The following is a 15,612-nucleotide window of genomic DNA, read 5'->3' as shown; positions in this document are numbered from 1 at the left end:
TCCTCCATGGAGCGGCTCCTGTGTGGGACGGGCGCGACGAGCGCGGGGGCTCTGTCCCGGCCGGCGTCTACTGCGCCACGCGAGGGGGGAAGACCGTGCGGGTCGTGAGGCTCCGATAGCACGTTCACTTCATGCCTCAGATTCGGCGGTAGGGAGGGGCGCGGGGCCGAGGATGTGAGCCCGCAACGGGCGCGGCTTCGGTTGCAGCGGTTTCGAGAGACGAGACAACTGGCAGCTGCAAAGCGGGCCGGGAGTTCGTCATCTGACATCAAGCCGCAACAGCAGACACCTGTGGAGGCGGCCGGGCAGGTTCCCGCGTCCTGGCCTGTACGCTCCGTTCTCCCAGCGGTCGACGAATGCATCATCTGTGCGCCCGGTGCGACTGAGAGTGGCGGGGCCGATCTCCCAGTGTCCGCCCGATCCGCCTAGAAACTCCCGAAGGGCACGGCGTCGACGGTGCGAGTCAGTGGGAAGCGCTCCCGGCACAGGCAGACAAGGAGGCCCCGCTCGGCTCTCTCACCAAAGAGACTCTGAAACTCCTCGATTCCACGGGCGTCCATACGGGTCGGCGTGGCCGTGGCCTTTGCTTCGATGGGGATCAGGCGACGGCCATCCTCGACGACGAAGTCAACCTCGTGACCGGCGGCCGTCCTCCAAAAGCCCAGACGCACCGGTTCCCCGCGGTGTTGGAGAAGCCGCAGGATCTGCCCGAAGACGGCGGCCTCGAAGAGGGGGCCGGCCGACATTCCAGCCAGGACCTGGTCCGCCTCGCTGAGTCTGAGCAGGAAGCCCAGGGTCCCCGTGTCCTGGAAGTAGATCTTGGGCCGCTTGACCAGTCGTTTCCCGATGTTCTCGAAGAAGGGGCGGAGGACATGGACCTGGCCACTCGCTTCCAGCACGGAGATCCACGCCTTGATCGTCTTGCCGGTGACACCCAGATCACGGGAGATGTCCTCGAGGTTGATCAACGAGGAGGTGCGCGAGGCCAGCGCCACAAGAAACCTCTGGAAATCACCCAGGTCACCCACGGAACGCAGGGAGCGAACATCCCGCTCCAGGTACGTACTGACATAGGAGGAATGCCAGAGCCTGGCATCTGTCCTTCGGCTCACACTGAGTTCCGGATAGCCTCCCCGAAGGATGATCTGCGCGATCCGAGCGGGCGAGCCCGTCGGAGCCGGCGCAGAGGCCGGGAAGAGCAGGGCCCGCCACGCCGCAGCCTCATCGGGGCTTCCCGCCGCTTCGCGCAGGGAGAGGGAAAGCAGATGGAGAACGGCGACTCGCCCCGCGAGCGACTCCGTGACTCCCTGCATGAGAGGGAAGACCTGCGATCCGGCGAGAATGTAACGACCTCTCCTCGAGCGGTGCTCGTCGATGTCCATCTTGATGTAGGAGAGCAGGTCGGGTGCGTATTGGATCTCGTCCAGGATGAGAGGCGGAGGAAATCGGTCGAGGAACAATCGGGGGTCGCGGCGCGCCTGTTCCCGCAGCTCAGGATCGTCCAGATTGCAGTAGCGGTGGGTCGCGCCGAAGATCCGCCGGACCAGGGTCGTCTTGCCCGATTGCCGGGGACCGGTGAGAACCACGCTCGGGAACTCCCGGGCAACACGCCGGAGCACCGGGGTCAGGGTGCGTGTCAGGTACTTCGCCGCCGCCATGCGAACAACCTGTTCCCTTTTCGGTCCCATGTCAAGCAAATTGGGAATCGGATTCCCAATATGCAGCAGAGGCCCTCTCGCCTGAAGTGTTCACGGATAGAATTGGAGGCGGCGGGAATCGAACCCGATTGCGGGCAAAAAACTAACCGGTTGGCGCGGCGCGAGTTCGGACGCATCGGTTTGCAGAATGATCGGTTACCGCTGCCCTCCCTATCCCCATCGAGTCCGCTGGAGTCCCCCCGAGTCCCCCCCGGTCGTGGAGGCATTCTGGAGGCGGCAGGGCAGGTTCCCGCGTCCCGGGTCGCGGAAGGTCCTTGACTCGGGCAAGTGGATCTTACAGATTGAATATCGTAAATTCAATCTGCGGACGCTTCACGGAGGATCCGATGATTCGGCGCTCTCTCTTGCCCATCCTTCACCGAGCCGCGGAGCAGTACCCCGTGGTCACCCTGACGGGACCCCGCCAGTCGGGCAAGACCACGCTGGCTCGGACGGCCTTTCCACGTCACCGGTATGTCTCGCTCGAGGACCCTGATGATGGCCGCTTCGCACGCGAGGATCCGCGGGGCTTCCTGCACCAGTTCAACGGGTCTGTGATCCTGGACGAAGTGCAGCGCGCGCCGGACCTCTTTTCCTACATCCAGACCCTGGTGGACGAGAAGGAGAAGCCGGGGCGCTTCATCCTGAGTGGCTCTCAGAACTTCCTGCTCCTGGAGAAACTCAGCCAGTCCCTGGCGGGCCGCTGCGCCATTCTCCATCTCCTTCCGTTCTCGATGTCGGAGCTGGACGGTAGAAGGCCGTTCGCGGTATCCCGACTGGGGCGAACCGTGCCGCGGCAGAGAAGGGGACCCGTTCCCGACCTCATGGAAACGCTCTTCCGGGGATTCTACCCGAGAATCCACGACAAGGGACTGGAGCCCCGGCAGTGGCTGCGAGGTTACTATCAGACCTACGTTCAGAGGGATGTTCGTAGCATTCTCAACGTCGGCGACCTCGAAATCTTCGGGCGTTTCATCCGCCTATGTGCCGGACGCAACGGGCAACTCCTCAACCTCTCCGCCCTCGGCGCCGACTGCGGGATCACGCACACCACGGCTCGCCGGTGGACATCGATCCTGGAGGCGAGCTTCTTGATCCACATCCTGCGGCCACACCACCGCAACTTCAGCAAACGGATGATCAAGAGCCCCAAGCTCTACTTCCTCGACACGGGCCTGCTCTGCTACCTCCTCGGAATCCGTTCCCCGGATGAGCTTCACGGGCACGCATCCCGTGGCGCCGTCTTTGAAAGCCTGATCGTGTCTGAACTGCTGAAGAATCGGCTGCACCAGGGAGAAGAGAGTGATCTCTACTTCTGGCGTGACTCGACGGGGCATGAGATCGACCTCTTGCTCGAGCTTGGCCCTAGTCTCATGCCGATCGAGATCAAGTCGGGGATGACGGTGGCCTCGGACTTCTTCCGGGGCCTGGAGTACTGGAGGAAGCTGAGCGGTCAACCGGACGCGCCGGGAGCCCTGGTCTACGCAGGGGACCGGGCATATCGGAGGCAGGGCTTTGTCGTGCACCCGTGGGCCGCGCTCTAGTGCTTCCGGGGCATGCGCGAGTGCGCCGACCTGATTCCGAGGAGTCTCAGCAGATGACTTTGGAGGCGGCGGGAATCGAACCCGATTGCGGGCAAAAACCTAACCGGTTGACGCCGCGCGATTTCGGACGCATCGGGTTGTAGAATGGTTGGTTACCGCGGCCTCCGTCATTCCCCCCGAGTCCCCCGAGTCCCCCACCAGTCGCGGAGGCATTCTGGAGGCGGCAGGGCAGGTTCCCGTGTCCCGGTGCCCGCTGTAGCTGTTTGATGAAGCGTGCGAACCGATCGGAAGGTGCGAGTGCGGACTTCGGATCGCGGACGCTGCGGGTCCGCTGGGTCATACATGCGAGTCACCATGAAATGTCTGTGGCTGCCGCCGACTTTTCATAGTAGCTTAGGGTGACATGGAGCGAGCTCGACAGCTCACAAAGGTTGAGTCCTTGCTGAGCCGGCACCCGGTCGTGGCGCTGCTCGGGGCTCGACAGGTAGGCAAGACCACCCTGGCACACATGCTGGCCGCGAGGCATCGCGGGCCTATCACCTTCCTGGATCTTGAGGATCCCCGGGTCGCGGCCCGCCTGGCGGAGCCGATGCTCACACTGGAGGATCTCCGCGGACTCGTGATCTTGGATGAGATCCAGCATCGCCCCGATCTCTTCCCTGTCCTCCGCGTACTGGCCGATCGGAGGCGGACTCCGGCGCGATTCCTGGTCCTGGGAAGTGCCTCTCCTGAGCTCCTGCAGCAGAGCTCAGAGACTCTGGCGGGACGCATTGCCCACCACGAGGTCGGCGGCTTCGACCTTGATGAAGTCGGCCCACACCGCCTGGATCGTCTCTGGCTGAGGGGCGGACTTCCCAGGTCCTTCCTGGCCTCCTCCGAGGCGCGTTCGGTGGAATGGCGGGAGGAGTACGTACGCACCTTTCTCGAGCGCGACCTTCCTGGTTTCGGGCTGCGGGTCTCGGCAGTCACCCTGCGCAGGTTCTGGTCCATGCTTGCCCATGTCCACGGGCAGCCATGGAATGCCTCTCAGTTCGGCCGGGCGTTCAGCGTGGCGGACACCACGGTGCGCCGCTACCTCGACCTATTGACGGCGGCTTTCGTCGTCCGCCAGGTCCAGCCGTGGTTTGAGAACCTCGGCAAACGCCAAGTCAAGGCGCCCCGGGTCTATCTCTCTGACCCGGGGCTGCTCCACGTACTGCTCGGCATCCGGGGGCGCGACGAGCTGCAATCGCATCCCGCCCTCGGCGCATCCTGGGAGGGGTTCTGCCTGCAGCAAGTGGTGGCTCGGCTCGGGGCCCGACCGGAGGAGTGCTTCTTCTGGCGGACCCACACGGGAGCGGAGTTGGACCTTCTAGTCGTGCGCGGAAACCGGCGTCTGGGTTTCGAATTCAAACGCACGGATGCGCCGAAGGTCACCCCGTCGATGCGTTCCGCACTGGTGGATCTGAAACTGGACCGCTTGGAGATCGTTCACGCGGGGCGGGACACGTTTCCCTTGGCGGAGCGGGTCCGGGCAATCGCGTGCGTACAGCTTCTGGAGCGCGTGCGCCCTTTGAACGCCGGGACATGACGCTTCGGGATGTGGAGGCGGCGGGAATCGAAGCCGATTACGGGCAAGAACCTAACCGGATGGCGCTGCGCGAGTTCGGACGGATCGGGTTCGAAAACCACGAGTTACCGCCGCCTTTCCGTTGCCCCTCTATCCCCTGGAGTCCCCCCGAGTCCCCCCCGGTCGTGGAGGCATTTTGGAGGCGGCAGGGCAGGGTCCCGCCGCCTGCCTGATCCACTTCATGCCGTCCAGATCAAACCAGGGTCCACTTGAATCTTCGTGAACATGCTGATCCGCCGGACAATGACTGCCCATCGCACGCCGCCTTCAGGTCCTGACGCCTCGATGCTCCAACAAGGCCCTCGGAAGGAGCCGAGACTCGGCAATCATGCGCTCTGCGGCCAGGGCACCACCAAGGAGCGGCGCTCCTTGCGGGAGTGCGCCTCTCGGTCTTCACCCGCCATCGGCGGTGACCACTTGGTACGAGTAGCCCTGCTCGATGAGGAAAAGCTTGCGGTGGTGGGCAAACTCTTCTTCGCGGGTATCGCGTGAGACTAGGGTGAAGAAGTGCACGGCGCGGCCATCACCCTTGGGCCGCAGGATGCGACCGAGCCGCTGCGCCTCCTCCTGCCGAGAACCGAACATGCCTGATACCTGGATGAGCACGTCGGCGTCGGGAAGATCTATGGCGAAGTTCCCGACCTTTGAGAGCACGATGCAGTGCAGCTCGTTGCGACGAAAACGATCATAGATCTGCTCGCGCTCGGCTTGCGGCGTCTTGCCCGTGACCAGTGGGGATCCGATCTCCTCGGCGATGGCCTCAACCTGCGCTATGTACTCCCCGATGATCAGCACGCTGCCGTCGCTGTGTCGATCAAGCAGTCTATGCAGTCGAGCCATCTTGGCCGGGTTCTCGGCAGCGATCCGGAACTGCGACCGTCTGTCCGCAAGGGCGTACTCCATCCGCCGCTCAGCGCTCATGGGTACGCGCTCCTCGACACAGGTTGCGGTGGCGATCCAGGCCTGCCGTTCGAGATCCCTCCAGGGAACGTCGAAGCGCTTGGGTCCGATCAGGGCAAACACGTCTCCCTCGCGGCCGTCCTCTCGCACGAGCGTGGCCGTGAGCCCCAGCCGCCGGCATGCCTGCAGGTCAGCGGTCGCGCGGAACACCGGAGCCGGCAGCAGATGAACCTCATCATAGATAATGAGACCCCACGAGCGCGCCCGGAAGAGCTCGAGGTGTTGGAACTCGTCCTCCCGATCCGCTCGCCAAGTGAGCATCTGGTAGGTGGTCAGCGTCACGGGCCCCGTGTTCTTCTGTTCGCCTGTATAGTCGGCGACGTCGTCCGGACGAACGGTGGTCTTGTCGAGCAGCTCCCGCCGCCATTGCTTGACCGCCGTGAGGCTGGTTGTGAGCACGAGCGTCGTCTGGCCGACCAATTCCATGGCAGCAAGCCCGACGATCGTCTTGCCAGCGCCGCAGGGAAGGACGATCACACCGCTGCCGCCGCGCTCGGAACCCGCCGCATAGAACAACTCCGCCGCCCGCCTCTGGTACTCGCGAACCTCAAACGACGTGCCGGAGGCCGTGCGCTCCCGCAGGGCGATCGTGAGGCTGTCTCCGGTCACATAGCCGGCTAGATCCTCGGCCGGGAATCCGGCGACCACCAGGGCCTGCTTCAGGGCGCCGCGCTGCCCCAGGTCGACGCGGAAGCTGGTCCCGTCCACGCGGTCGGCGAGGTACCGGCCGGCGTTTCGATCTCGGCGGAGAAGCTCGGCCGTCGCCTCGTCCGCGCATGTGCATCGCAGCGACCCGCCTTCCAGAGTGATGACCACGCGGCCGTAGCGCGCCGCCAGGTCGGTGATTTCCTCTTCAATGCTCGGAGGCACCGGGTACCGGGCGTGCTCGCGCAACGCAGCCACCATCATCTCGGCGGAGAGCCCCGCCGCGCGGGCGTTCCAGATCGACAGCGGCGTGAGGCGGTAGGTATGGACATGCTCAGGGCTCTTCACAAGCTCGGCAAAGGGAGCAACCGCTACCCTGGCGTCCTCAGCCCTCGGGGTGCGCACCTCCAGGAGGACGCTGCGGTCACTCTGTACGATCAGGGCGTTTTCGGGCGACAGCGCCACGCGGTCAGACCTCAGTTGCTTGCGGTGTCTCGTCGTCCGCTGAACTCGGGCGGTGGTCCTTGGCAGGTCGAGCCCCGCCCAGGGCCAGGAGGTAGCCGAGCTCGCGCAGGGCGCGCTTGAATGCCGCCTCCGAAGGTGCCGGCACAACCAGATGTCGATCCCCGGCTCGCATGCAGTACCTTCGCATTCGCGAATCGTTGGCAATGAGCGCAGCCAGTGCGGGATCGGCACATTCGACAAGGCGCGCGAGGCCACGGTCATGGATCTTTGAGGTTCGGTCAGCGACATCATCGAGCAAGCGGGTGACCGTATCGGGGACCGCATCGCCGTTCCGGGCGATCAGAAACTCCAGGATCTCACGTACCGGCCGGCCCTTCTCCGTGGCGGCGAGGAGTTTGTCGGCGTCCAGCCGCCATACAAGATCCGACACTCTGGTTGCATAGGTATCCAAGGCAAGCCGGTCGCTCTGTTCGAGCTCCGCACCGATGGCCGCAACCTCCAGATTGGGCAGCACCCGCAGTACGGGTCTCACGTCGACAGGCGTGGGCTGGTAGTTCGATGAGACGTCCAGGCAGTAGGCGCCGAGCGGGGTGATTCGCAAGTACATCAGTCCGTCGTAGCGACTGAAGTACGCCAGCCCGTCCGTGCCCCACATATTGCCGTAGTTGCGGCGAGCGCCAACTAGCGGAATGAGCGCGACATCGATCATACCGAGCGTGGCGGCGTACTCCAGGAGGAGACAATAGAGATAGCGCTCGTCCAGAATGCGCGCGCTGTTGTCATAGCCCAGCGAACCATACTGGGGCTCGCTGATGTAGAGGTTCCAGGCGTTACGCGTCACCGAGAGATCGTTGTCCGAGGCTCGCATGAAGCGGCAAAACTCATCGGTCAGGATCCAGACTCCGACCGGACACTCGGCCAGCGCATTGGCGATCGCGTCCCTCCGCGCGGATACGGCCGTGAGCCCACGCTTGCCCTTGCCGCTCTGGCCCTTGACGCAATCGATGCGTGACAGCTCGTCGAGAATGGTCGTGTCCACCCACTTCGTCCAGATTGTCCGGATCGTCTCGGCAGCGGCCTCGGCGAGCGCCTTTCGGCCTGCCTTCGTCAGCTGCAGCTTCGAGCCCGAGAGCTGAGCCAGGCCGCCGGCCTGGAGGAGAAGAGGCCAGGCGAACGCGCGGATCGGCCCGGCGTTCTCGTCGTGCCACTTGTCCTTGACCGGGAGGCGTGGGTAGTAGTCGCCACCCTCGAGGATGTTCGTGATTATGCCGATTGCCGTAGACGAGGGACGACGCGTCTTGTCGCTCACTGAAACCTTGCCAGCGTCAACGAGCCGCAAGATGGAGAGTAGCTCCCGCTGGGCGGTTCTCTCGGTCTCGTGAACCGCGAGCGGGACTTCTTTGGTGCCTTTCTCCGTGGCATGGGTTTTCGGGTTCCACCGGGAGAACGGAAGGGCGTGGGCGGCCGGCAGGTCCGCGATCACCTTGATTCTGGCCTCGACAGGGGGAGGTACGAACGCCTTGAGCCGCGCCTTGAGATCGTCCGGCATCACCCCGTTGCCGTAGAAGAAGAAGCCCAGCATCGACGGGCTGCGCTGGTAGCCGTACTTGTCGCCGGTGCCCCAGTTCGGATCTCGTCCGTACTTGGCGAGGAACCGATCGGCGAGGAACCGGGTCGAGCTCGAGTGCACAACTTCGGCGATGGCCGCGCGCTGCAGCTCATCGAGGGATTGCCAGGCTGTGCGCAACCGCTCCCCGCCGAGATGCCGCAAGATGAGGTCGCTGAGGTCGCCCTTCCTGGTGGGCAGCTTCTGTTTGGTCAGCGCGGCGAGCTTCCTGAGGTCGTCCGCGTTCATGTACTCAGTGAGCGCGACTTGGAGCGTGGGGATTCCTCCATCAGCGTTGTATCGTTTCATGATTTCGGGCCCAGCCTCATCAACTTCTTCCCCACTTGGTCACCTCCCTTCCCGGCCTTCCCAGGCCCTCTTTCTCCCCACGTCGTCGATTAGGAAGCGCACGCCCTGGTTGTCCGACGGGTTGAGCCAGAGCATCCGGTCGAAGATACGCGCGGCTTCCTCGAATCGGCCAAGGCGCCACAGGCAGAGGCCGAAGCCGTGCATGCAACGTAGGAACGGTCGGTTGTCGATATGTCCCCAGGGCAGGAGGTCATCGAAGTTCGGGCCCAGCGACAGCTCGCCGATCCGAAACCCGACCTCGTAGTGACGAATCGCTTCCCCCAGCCCATGGCCGAAGACCAGGTTGCCGAGATGTGCATGGGCATCCAGACAACGGAGATCCGCCCAGCAGAGCCCCATGAGGATCTTGTGCGCGGCTACATGATCACCAGCATCCTTGAGGTCGTTGGACTCGCAGATCGGGTCGGAGTCGAAATCGTGCTCGTCTCTCCCCGGCACCACCTGTTCCATCTCGAATGCTCGCCTGGGGCCATGGGCGATGATCGGCTTGGCCCAGTCCTCGATCGGCTCATCCTCCTCACCCCAGTAGTCCTCGCCAGGAGTCCAGGCGCCCTGGTCTTCTAGCTTCAGCGGCACGAGGCCCAGCGCAGCGGCGTCGAGTCGCGTTGAATCGATCTCGCCGGACAGGTAGGGGTGACCGGCGTAGCTCCACTGTCTGCGCGGACTCACCACCGCGATTTCGCCGGGAACGAGATCCCAGAGGCGACGACTCGGGCGCAGCGTGATGACCCGATCGCTGCCCAGGAGCCTGCAACGCGCCGCGTTCTGCGCGACGGACAGCACGACAAGCTCGACGGGACCGCCGAGGTCGATGTCGGCCGCCTTGACCTTGTGCTGGCGCTTGCGGAAGGGCGGAGTTGCGACGTCGCGAGGCGACGGATCGAGGCCCATCCACATCCGGTAAGCGTCAAGGTAGCGAGCCCCGCCCGTGCTTGCGGGAAGTATGACTTCAGATGCCACCACGACATGCTCGGAGCCGTCATGGCGCCGGCACCGCACCGTCAACCCGCGCCGCTGGTTTCCATCGTATTCGAACCCCACGACCGAGACAGGTTCACCGATGACGAACCCGTCGGACGGCAGACTGATTCGGGCTGCGAGCATCTGCCGAAACGCCTGGAACTGCTCGTCGTCGCCCTGCGCATGGACCGTGATCTCCGCAATGAGCTGATCCAGTTTGACCCATTCCTCGGCATCGGTTTCGATCTTCTTCATCATCCTTCTCTCTGTTGTCGCCCGCTCCAGCGCAGCGTGGCGCGCGCCAGGAAGAACGGCTCCTCGCGCGGACCGCCGACCGCGACTCTCAGCGCGCGCTCCGTGCAGTGGTCGCGGCGGCCTTGGACTTGGGCAGCGCTTGTCGTTGTCCCGGCGTCGCGATCTTCTGAACCGACGGTCTTGACAGGGGGATCCACAGGGGTACACTGCGAGTGCAGTTGTATCTGGAATAGAGGAATAACGGCATTCGCATCATACCATGGAACCTAACTCGTTACGAAATAAGGCAATGGGCGAGTCCACGTCAGCAAGGGCTGTCCTGACGGTCCTGGCTCGGAATGCCGTCGGCGGGATTGTCACCGTCGACGAAGCCGCGTCGCTCTTCGGCCTGAGCCGCCGATCCACGGCCGTCCGCCTGGCCGCCCTGGCCCGGCGGGGTTGGCTCGCCCGCGTGCATCGCGGACTCTATTACGTCCTGCCGCTTGAGTCGAGCGCCGGTGAGGCTGTGGTCGCGCCCGACCCCTGGGTGCTCGCTCTCCGTCTCTTCTCCCCGTGCTACATCGGCGGCTGGAGCGCGGCCGAGCACTGGGGCCTGACCGAACAGCTCTTCCGGTCCACCTTCGTCGTGACCGCCGCCGCCGTTCGGAATCGCTCGCCGCGTCTTCTCGGCACGGAGTTCCATCTCGTCCGAGTCCGCCCGGATCGCGTTGTCGGAACCGCGCCGGTGTGGCGCGGGGCTGTTCGGGTTCCGGTCTCGGACCGTGAGCGGACGATCGCGGACGCCCTCGTTGATCCGACCTGGGCTGGCGGAATCCGGCACCTCACCGATATCCTGAAGACATACGCCGCACAGAAGAGCTCGAACTTCCCGAAGATCCTCGAATACCTCGGTGACGCGACACGGGCCGCTGGGATCAAGAGATTCGGGTTTCTTCTCGAACGGCTCTTCCCTACAGAAACGGCGCTCATCTTGACCTCCCATGCCCGGCGGAGCACTGGCGTCATCCGACTCGATCCGTCGATTCGGAGCAAGGGGCGCCTCCTGAAGCGTTGGGGACTCTGGGTGAACGCATCGATCCCCTCATCAGACGACGAATGATCACGAAGCAGGACATCCTCGATCGGGCGAGCGAGTGGCAACTCCGGCCCGAGGTCGTCGAGAAGGACTACGTCCTAGGCTGGCTGCTCTGGGGCTTGGGACGCCATCCCGTCGTCAGCGAGATGTGGGTGTTCAAGGGCGGCACCTGCCTCAAGAAGTGTTACTTCGAAACGTACCGGTTCTCCGAGGATCTCGACTTCACCTTGCGGCCGGAAGCACCGTACGCGCGGGACGAGATCCTCACGGTTTTGCGCGAGGTCGCCCATGCCGTGGCGGAGGAGAGCGGCATCGAGATCTCCGCGGATACTATCGTCGTCGACGAAAGGCACGACAAACAGGGCCGCGCGACCTTCAAGGCGCGGCTCGGATACAAGGGACCGCTCGCCTTCCCGGGAGAACCCCGCCGGATCCTCTTCGACCTCACCGCGCACGAACCCCTCCTCAGCGAACCGGTCGGCGCTCCGATCTTCCATCCGTATCCGGACACGCTCCCGCTTCCGGCGAGCATCCGGGCCTATCCGCTCGAAGAGCTTCTCGCTGAGAAGACCCGGGCGCTTCAGGAGCGCACGCGCCCGCGGGACCTCTATGACGTCGTCTACGTCCTGAACAACCAAGACGTCGGTCTGAATCTCGAGCGGACGCGGGAGCTCTTCCGAGGAAAATGCCAGGCGAAGGCACTTGAGATCCCGACATCCGCTCGACTCGTTGCTCATGTCCGGACGGCGGAAGAGCTCAGGTCCGAGTGGGAGAACATGCTCCGGCACCAACTGCCGCAGCTTCCGCCCATCGACAGCATGCTCGAAGGCGTCCCCGCCTCCTTGCAGTGGATCGACACTCCTGTTCCGATTCCCGCCGCTGCACTCCCTCGGGCGCCCATTCCAGGCGATCTTGAGTCGATCGCGCCTGCTGGGATCCGCTACTGGGGTCGGGGCCTCGGACTCGAGGCGATCCGCTTCGCCGGGTCGAACCGGCTTCTCATTCGTTTCACCTACCACGGACGCGACCGGCTGGTCGAACCCTACTCACTACGGCAAGCGGGAACCGGGAACATCCTCCTCTACGCCTGGGAGGTTGGGGGAACACACATCAAGGCGTTCAACACTGCCGAGATCCGTAACGCGCGGCCGACGGATCAGCCCTTCACGCCTCGGTACCGGATCGAGTTCGTCTCCGGCGGCTTCGCGCCGATCCTGCCGTCTGCGATTCCCCAGCGTCATGCCGCAGCGCCGACTCGGCGCTTGCGGACGACGACCTCTCCCAGGACGCATCGCGTCGGACCGACGTACGTGTTCCGATGTCCCGCGTGCAGCAAGGAGTTTCGCCATACGAGCAACAACGCGACCCTCAGAAGGCACAAAGCGCCGGGCGGGCGGACCTGCTCTGGCAGGCGGGGCTACCTCGATCGCGTGAGCTGAAGTGTGAGGATCGCTGCCCGCGCCTCACGCGAGCATCGTGCCTCTTCCGAAGAGGAGCGCATGGTGGCATTCCTCACGCTCCGGATGGCCCACGCCCTTGAACCAGATCAGGCCTCGGAGACCGACCGACAAGAGAGCGGCGACAGGCATGTATGACGACCCTCTATTGAGGCACAGAGCATCGTCCAGCCGTAAATTATTGCCCTACATATAATTGGAGGCGGCGGGAATCGAACCCGCGTCCGAAAGGAGATCTGCGAGAACCTCTACGTGCGTATGCGGTCTATTGTATCTCGCCCCTCAAGCTCCGGCCGTCAGGATCCAGTCAGGGCCAGCCTCGTTTAGTTTCGCCGCGGTACCGAGACGCTTCCGCGACTAGCCATCTGTAACGACGTCCTTCTGCGACCCAGTAGGCACAACCGCAGAGGACGTAGCCGCTAGGCGGCTAGTGCCAATTCAGTGTTGGCAGTTGAACGTTGCCATGGGTTTTACGAGGCCATGACAGCTCGGCACGCAGTTCTGGCTTCCCTCCCCCCGTCGAAACCAGGCGCCCCCAGTTTCCATCGAGATGGTGCGCCACCAAGGAATCGAACCTTGAACCTACTGATTAAGAGTCAGTTGCTCTGCCAATTGAGCTAGTGGCGCATGTTCAGCCGAACAGACAAGAACCAAGTGTAGATACCGCTCCCCCGGGGGTCAAGGGGAGCGGACCGGCTCAGAACGGAAGGTCGCTGTCGTCCCCCTGGCCGACAGGGCCGGAATCGTCGTACTCGGGCTGCCCCTCGGGAACGGCCGTCCGCGACACCCCGGCCGGCATCGCTCCCCGATCCCTTTCCATGTCGGGCTCGCCTCCGGCGCCCCGGGATCCCAGCATCTGGAGGTTCTGCGCGACCACCTCCGTCGAATAGCGGGTCTTCCCCTCCTGATCCTGCCACTGGCGCGTCTGCAGGCGTCCCTCGACGTAGACCTGGCGCCCCTTCCGCAGATACTGCTCTGAGACCTCCGCAAGCCGGCCCCAGGCGATGACGCGGTGCCATTCGGTCCGCTCCTGCTGGTTCCCGTCGCGGTCGCCCCATCTCTCGTTCGTGGCGAGGCGCAGGGTGGCGACGACCTGCCCCGACTGGGTGCGGCGGATCTCAGGATCGGCCCCGAGGTTCCCGATCAGCATGACCTTGTTCAGACTTCCCATCGAATCCAGCTCCTTCCCGGCCCATCCGGCCGGCGGTCCAAGCCCCTTGTCAACCCGGGCCGGGTGCCGTAGGCTTCCTTCTGCGCCCCATGGCAGTCCCTTTTCGGGGTGTGGCGCAGCCTGGTAGCGCACCTGCTTTGGGAGCAGGGTGTCGGAGGTTCAAATCCTCTCACCCCGAAGGCTTCTCCACAAGAACATGGCGGTGGATGTAGCTCAATTGGCAGAGCACTGGATTGTGGTTCCAGATGTCGTGGGTTCGAGCCCCATCATCCACCCCATTCCCATTGCCAGGCCTCCGGCCACGCCAACACGCGCCCGTAGCTCAGGTGGATAGAGCAGCGGATTTCTAATCCGCGGGTCGGGGGTTCGAGTCCCTCCGGGCGCGCCAGCCTAGCCAAGCAGGAAGCGTTCCGCGAGAAGCCTCCTCATGGATGCCATCGCCCGCCCGCGGTGGCTGATCCTGTCCTTCTCCTCCATCGTCATCTCGGCGAAGGTTCGACCCTCGGGCGGAACCGAGAAGATCGGATCGTAGCCGAAACCCCCATCGCCGCGCGGCCCGGTCAGGATCGTCCCGTCGCAGGTTCCATCGACGAGAATCTCCGCCCCGCTCGGCTCGATGAGGGCGATCACGCAGCGGAATCGCGCTCCGCGCCGCTCCATCGGCACCCCGTCCATCTCCCGCAGGAGCTTCTGGACATTCTCCGCGTAGGTGGCGCCTGCGCCGGCGAACCGGCTGCTGTAGACCCCCGGCGCGCCGCCGAGGGCCGCCACCTCGAGCCCCGTGTCATCTCCCACGGCAACCAACCCTGTCGCCGCGCAGAGAGCGCGAGCCTTCTTGAGGGCGTTCTCCTCGAGCGTGCGGCCGTCCTCCGTCACATCCGGGACCCCCGGGAAGTCGTCGCGCGTCAGGATCTCGACAGCGAGCCCCTCCAGCGCGTGGCGCAGCTCGCGCACCTTGTCCCTGTTGGCGGTCGCCAGGACGATCCTCATGGCGCCTTGACCAGGTCGACGCCGGGCGAGGGCGGGCGAGCCAGGGCCTTCTCCTGGGCGCGGAGCATCGCCGCCAGGCCGCGCCGGCCGATCCGCACCAACATCCGCAGATCCTCCTCCCGGAACGGATCCCCCTCCGCGGCCCCCTGGACCTCGACCAGGAGCCCCCCGGCCGTGCCGACGACGTTGAGATCGACCTGGGCGCGCGAGTCCTCGGAGTGGGAGAGATCGAGGATCCCCGCGCCGTCGACGAGCCCCACGCTGACGGCCGCCACGCGGTCCTTGAGGGGATCCTTCTTGAGAAGCCCCTTCTCGCGGAGCCGCTCGACGCAATCGTGGAGGGCGATCCATCCCGCCGTGATCGAGGCGACACGGGTCCCGCCGTCGGCCTCGATCACGTCGCAGTCGATCGTGATCGTGCGATCCCCGAGGACGGAGAGGTCGGTCACCGCCCGCAGGCTCCTTCCGATCAGCCTCTGGATCTCGAACGAGCGTCCGGAGGTCTTTCCCCGCTGCGCCCGGTTGGGAACCGAGCAGGGGAGCATGCCGTACTCCGCCGTGAGCCACCCCTGCCCGCGGCCTCGCAGCCAGACCGGGACCCTCTCCTCCACACTGGCCGCGCAGAGGACCTGCGTCCTGCCGATGCGGATGAGAGCCGAACCCTCCGCGTGCGCCAGGACGCCGCGCAGGATGCGGATCGGCCTCATCCGCAGCGTTCCGCGACCGTCCGCGCGCGCGCCGGCGCCTTCGCGTCCGGCCCCGAGCTCGCTTCCTGGGTTCCCGCCCCGTCTCGGCGTAGCCATCGCTCC

Annotated in this window: 11 protein-coding genes, 4 tRNA genes and 1 other RNA gene; 7 read left to right on the top strand and 9 right to left on the bottom strand. The window is 64.8% G+C overall.

Translation table 11 applies throughout. From position 1 onward, the window contains the following. Positions 1 to 425 precede the first annotated feature (425 nt). Positions 426 to 1,688 carry an ATP-binding protein gene (locus FJY88_01735; protein ID MBM3286060.1) on the bottom strand — a complete coding sequence of 421 codons (1,263 nt, stop codon included), beginning with the start codon at positions 1,686 to 1,688 and terminating at the stop codon, positions 426 to 428. A 356-nt stretch (positions 1,689 to 2,044) separates the two neighbouring features. On the opposite strand from FJY88_01735, the gene FJY88_01730 reads away from it, so the two are divergent. Both FJY88_01730 and FJY88_01725 read left to right on the top strand, forming a co-directional pair. Then, the gene (locus tag FJY88_01730; protein MBM3286059.1) at positions 2,045 to 3,241 is read left to right on the top strand and encodes an ATP-binding protein; all 1,197 of its coding nucleotides are present in this window, start codon (positions 2,045 to 2,047) and stop codon (positions 3,239 to 3,241) included. Between the two features lie 403 nt (positions 3,242 to 3,644). Next, positions 3,645 to 4,811 (top strand): ATP-binding protein, encoded by a 1,167-nt coding sequence (locus FJY88_01725; GenBank protein ID MBM3286058.1) that lies wholly within the window; start codon positions 3,645 to 3,647, stop codon positions 4,809 to 4,811. Positions 4,812 to 5,243: 432 nt separating this feature from the next. Here the strand turns inward: FJY88_01725 and FJY88_01720 are convergent, their stop codons facing one another. The 3 genes from FJY88_01720 to FJY88_01710 are packed head-to-tail and all read right to left on the bottom strand — an operon-like array spanning position 5,244 to position 10,110. Beyond that, entirely contained in the window at positions 5,244 to 6,920 is a 1,677-nt protein-coding gene (locus tag FJY88_01720; GenBank protein ID MBM3286057.1) for a helicase, read from the bottom strand. A 4-nt stretch (positions 6,921 to 6,924) separates the two neighbouring features. Further along, on the bottom strand, positions 6,925 to 8,835 hold the full coding sequence (locus FJY88_01715) for a hypothetical protein (protein MBM3286056.1): 1,911 nt from the start codon (positions 8,833 to 8,835) through the stop codon (positions 6,925 to 6,927). A 39-nt stretch (positions 8,836 to 8,874) separates the two neighbouring features. Further along, the gene (locus FJY88_01710) at positions 8,875 to 10,110 is read right to left on the bottom strand and encodes a tetratricopeptide repeat protein (GenBank protein ID MBM3286055.1); all 1,236 of its coding nucleotides are present in this window, start codon (positions 10,108 to 10,110) and stop codon (positions 8,875 to 8,877) included. Positions 10,111 to 10,369: 259 nt separating this feature from the next. Here FJY88_01710 and FJY88_01705 point away from each other — a divergent pair, with 259 nt between their 5' ends. Both FJY88_01705 and FJY88_01700 read left to right on the top strand, forming a co-directional pair. Further along, positions 10,370 to 11,209, top strand: coding sequence for a hypothetical protein (locus tag FJY88_01705; GenBank protein ID MBM3286054.1), 840 nt, complete (start codon positions 10,370 to 10,372; stop codon positions 11,207 to 11,209). Beyond that, on the top strand, positions 11,206 to 12,624 hold the full coding sequence (locus FJY88_01700) for a hypothetical protein (protein MBM3286053.1): 1,419 nt from the start codon (positions 11,206 to 11,208) through the stop codon (positions 12,622 to 12,624). The genes FJY88_01705 and FJY88_01700 overlap by 4 nt, the downstream gene beginning before the upstream one ends. A 212-nt stretch (positions 12,625 to 12,836) precedes the next feature. Here FJY88_01700 and ssrA read toward each other — a convergent pair. The 3 genes from ssrA to FJY88_01685 form a co-directional block, all read right to left on the bottom strand. After that, positions 12,837 to 13,179: a transfer-messenger RNA gene (gene ssrA, locus FJY88_01695) on the bottom strand. A gap of 14 nt (positions 13,180 to 13,193) precedes the next feature. Next, a tRNA-Lys gene (locus FJY88_01690) sits at positions 13,194 to 13,269 on the bottom strand. A 70-nt stretch (positions 13,270 to 13,339) separates the two neighbouring features. Beyond that, on the bottom strand, positions 13,340 to 13,813 hold the full coding sequence (locus tag FJY88_01685) for a single-stranded DNA-binding protein (GenBank protein MBM3286052.1): 474 nt from the start codon (positions 13,811 to 13,813) through the stop codon (positions 13,340 to 13,342). Between the two features lie 104 nt (positions 13,814 to 13,917). On the opposite strand from FJY88_01685, the gene FJY88_01680 reads away from it, so the two are divergent. From FJY88_01680 to FJY88_01670, 3 genes are all read left to right on the top strand, one after another. Further along, positions 13,918 to 13,991, top strand: a tRNA-Pro gene (locus FJY88_01680). Between the two features lie 24 nt (positions 13,992 to 14,015). Beyond that, positions 14,016 to 14,091 (top strand) — tRNA-His (locus tag FJY88_01675). A 33-nt stretch (positions 14,092 to 14,124) separates the two neighbouring features. Next, positions 14,125 to 14,201: transfer RNA gene (locus tag FJY88_01670), tRNA-Arg, on the top strand. 2 nt (positions 14,202 to 14,203) lie between these two features. Here the strand turns inward: FJY88_01670 and FJY88_01665 are convergent. Together FJY88_01665 and FJY88_01660 are read right to left on the bottom strand one after the other, a co-directional pair. After that, positions 14,204 to 14,803 carry an XTP/dITP diphosphatase gene (locus tag FJY88_01665; GenBank protein ID MBM3286051.1) on the bottom strand — a complete coding sequence of 200 codons (600 nt, stop codon included), beginning with the start codon at positions 14,801 to 14,803 and terminating at the stop codon, positions 14,204 to 14,206. After that, positions 14,800 to 15,606 (bottom strand): ribonuclease PH, encoded by an 807-nt coding sequence (locus tag FJY88_01660; GenBank protein ID MBM3286050.1) that lies wholly within the window; start codon positions 15,604 to 15,606, stop codon positions 14,800 to 14,802. Before FJY88_01660 ends, FJY88_01665 begins: the two co-directional genes overlap by 4 nt. Positions 15,607 to 15,612 lie beyond the last annotated feature (6 nt).

The organism is Candidatus Eisenbacteria bacterium, from assembly GCA_016867495.1.
Classification (GTDB): Bacteria; Eisenbacteria; RBG-16-71-46; order CAIMUX01; family VGJL01; genus VGJL01.
This window is presented reverse-complemented; position numbering and strand designations above follow the sequence as displayed.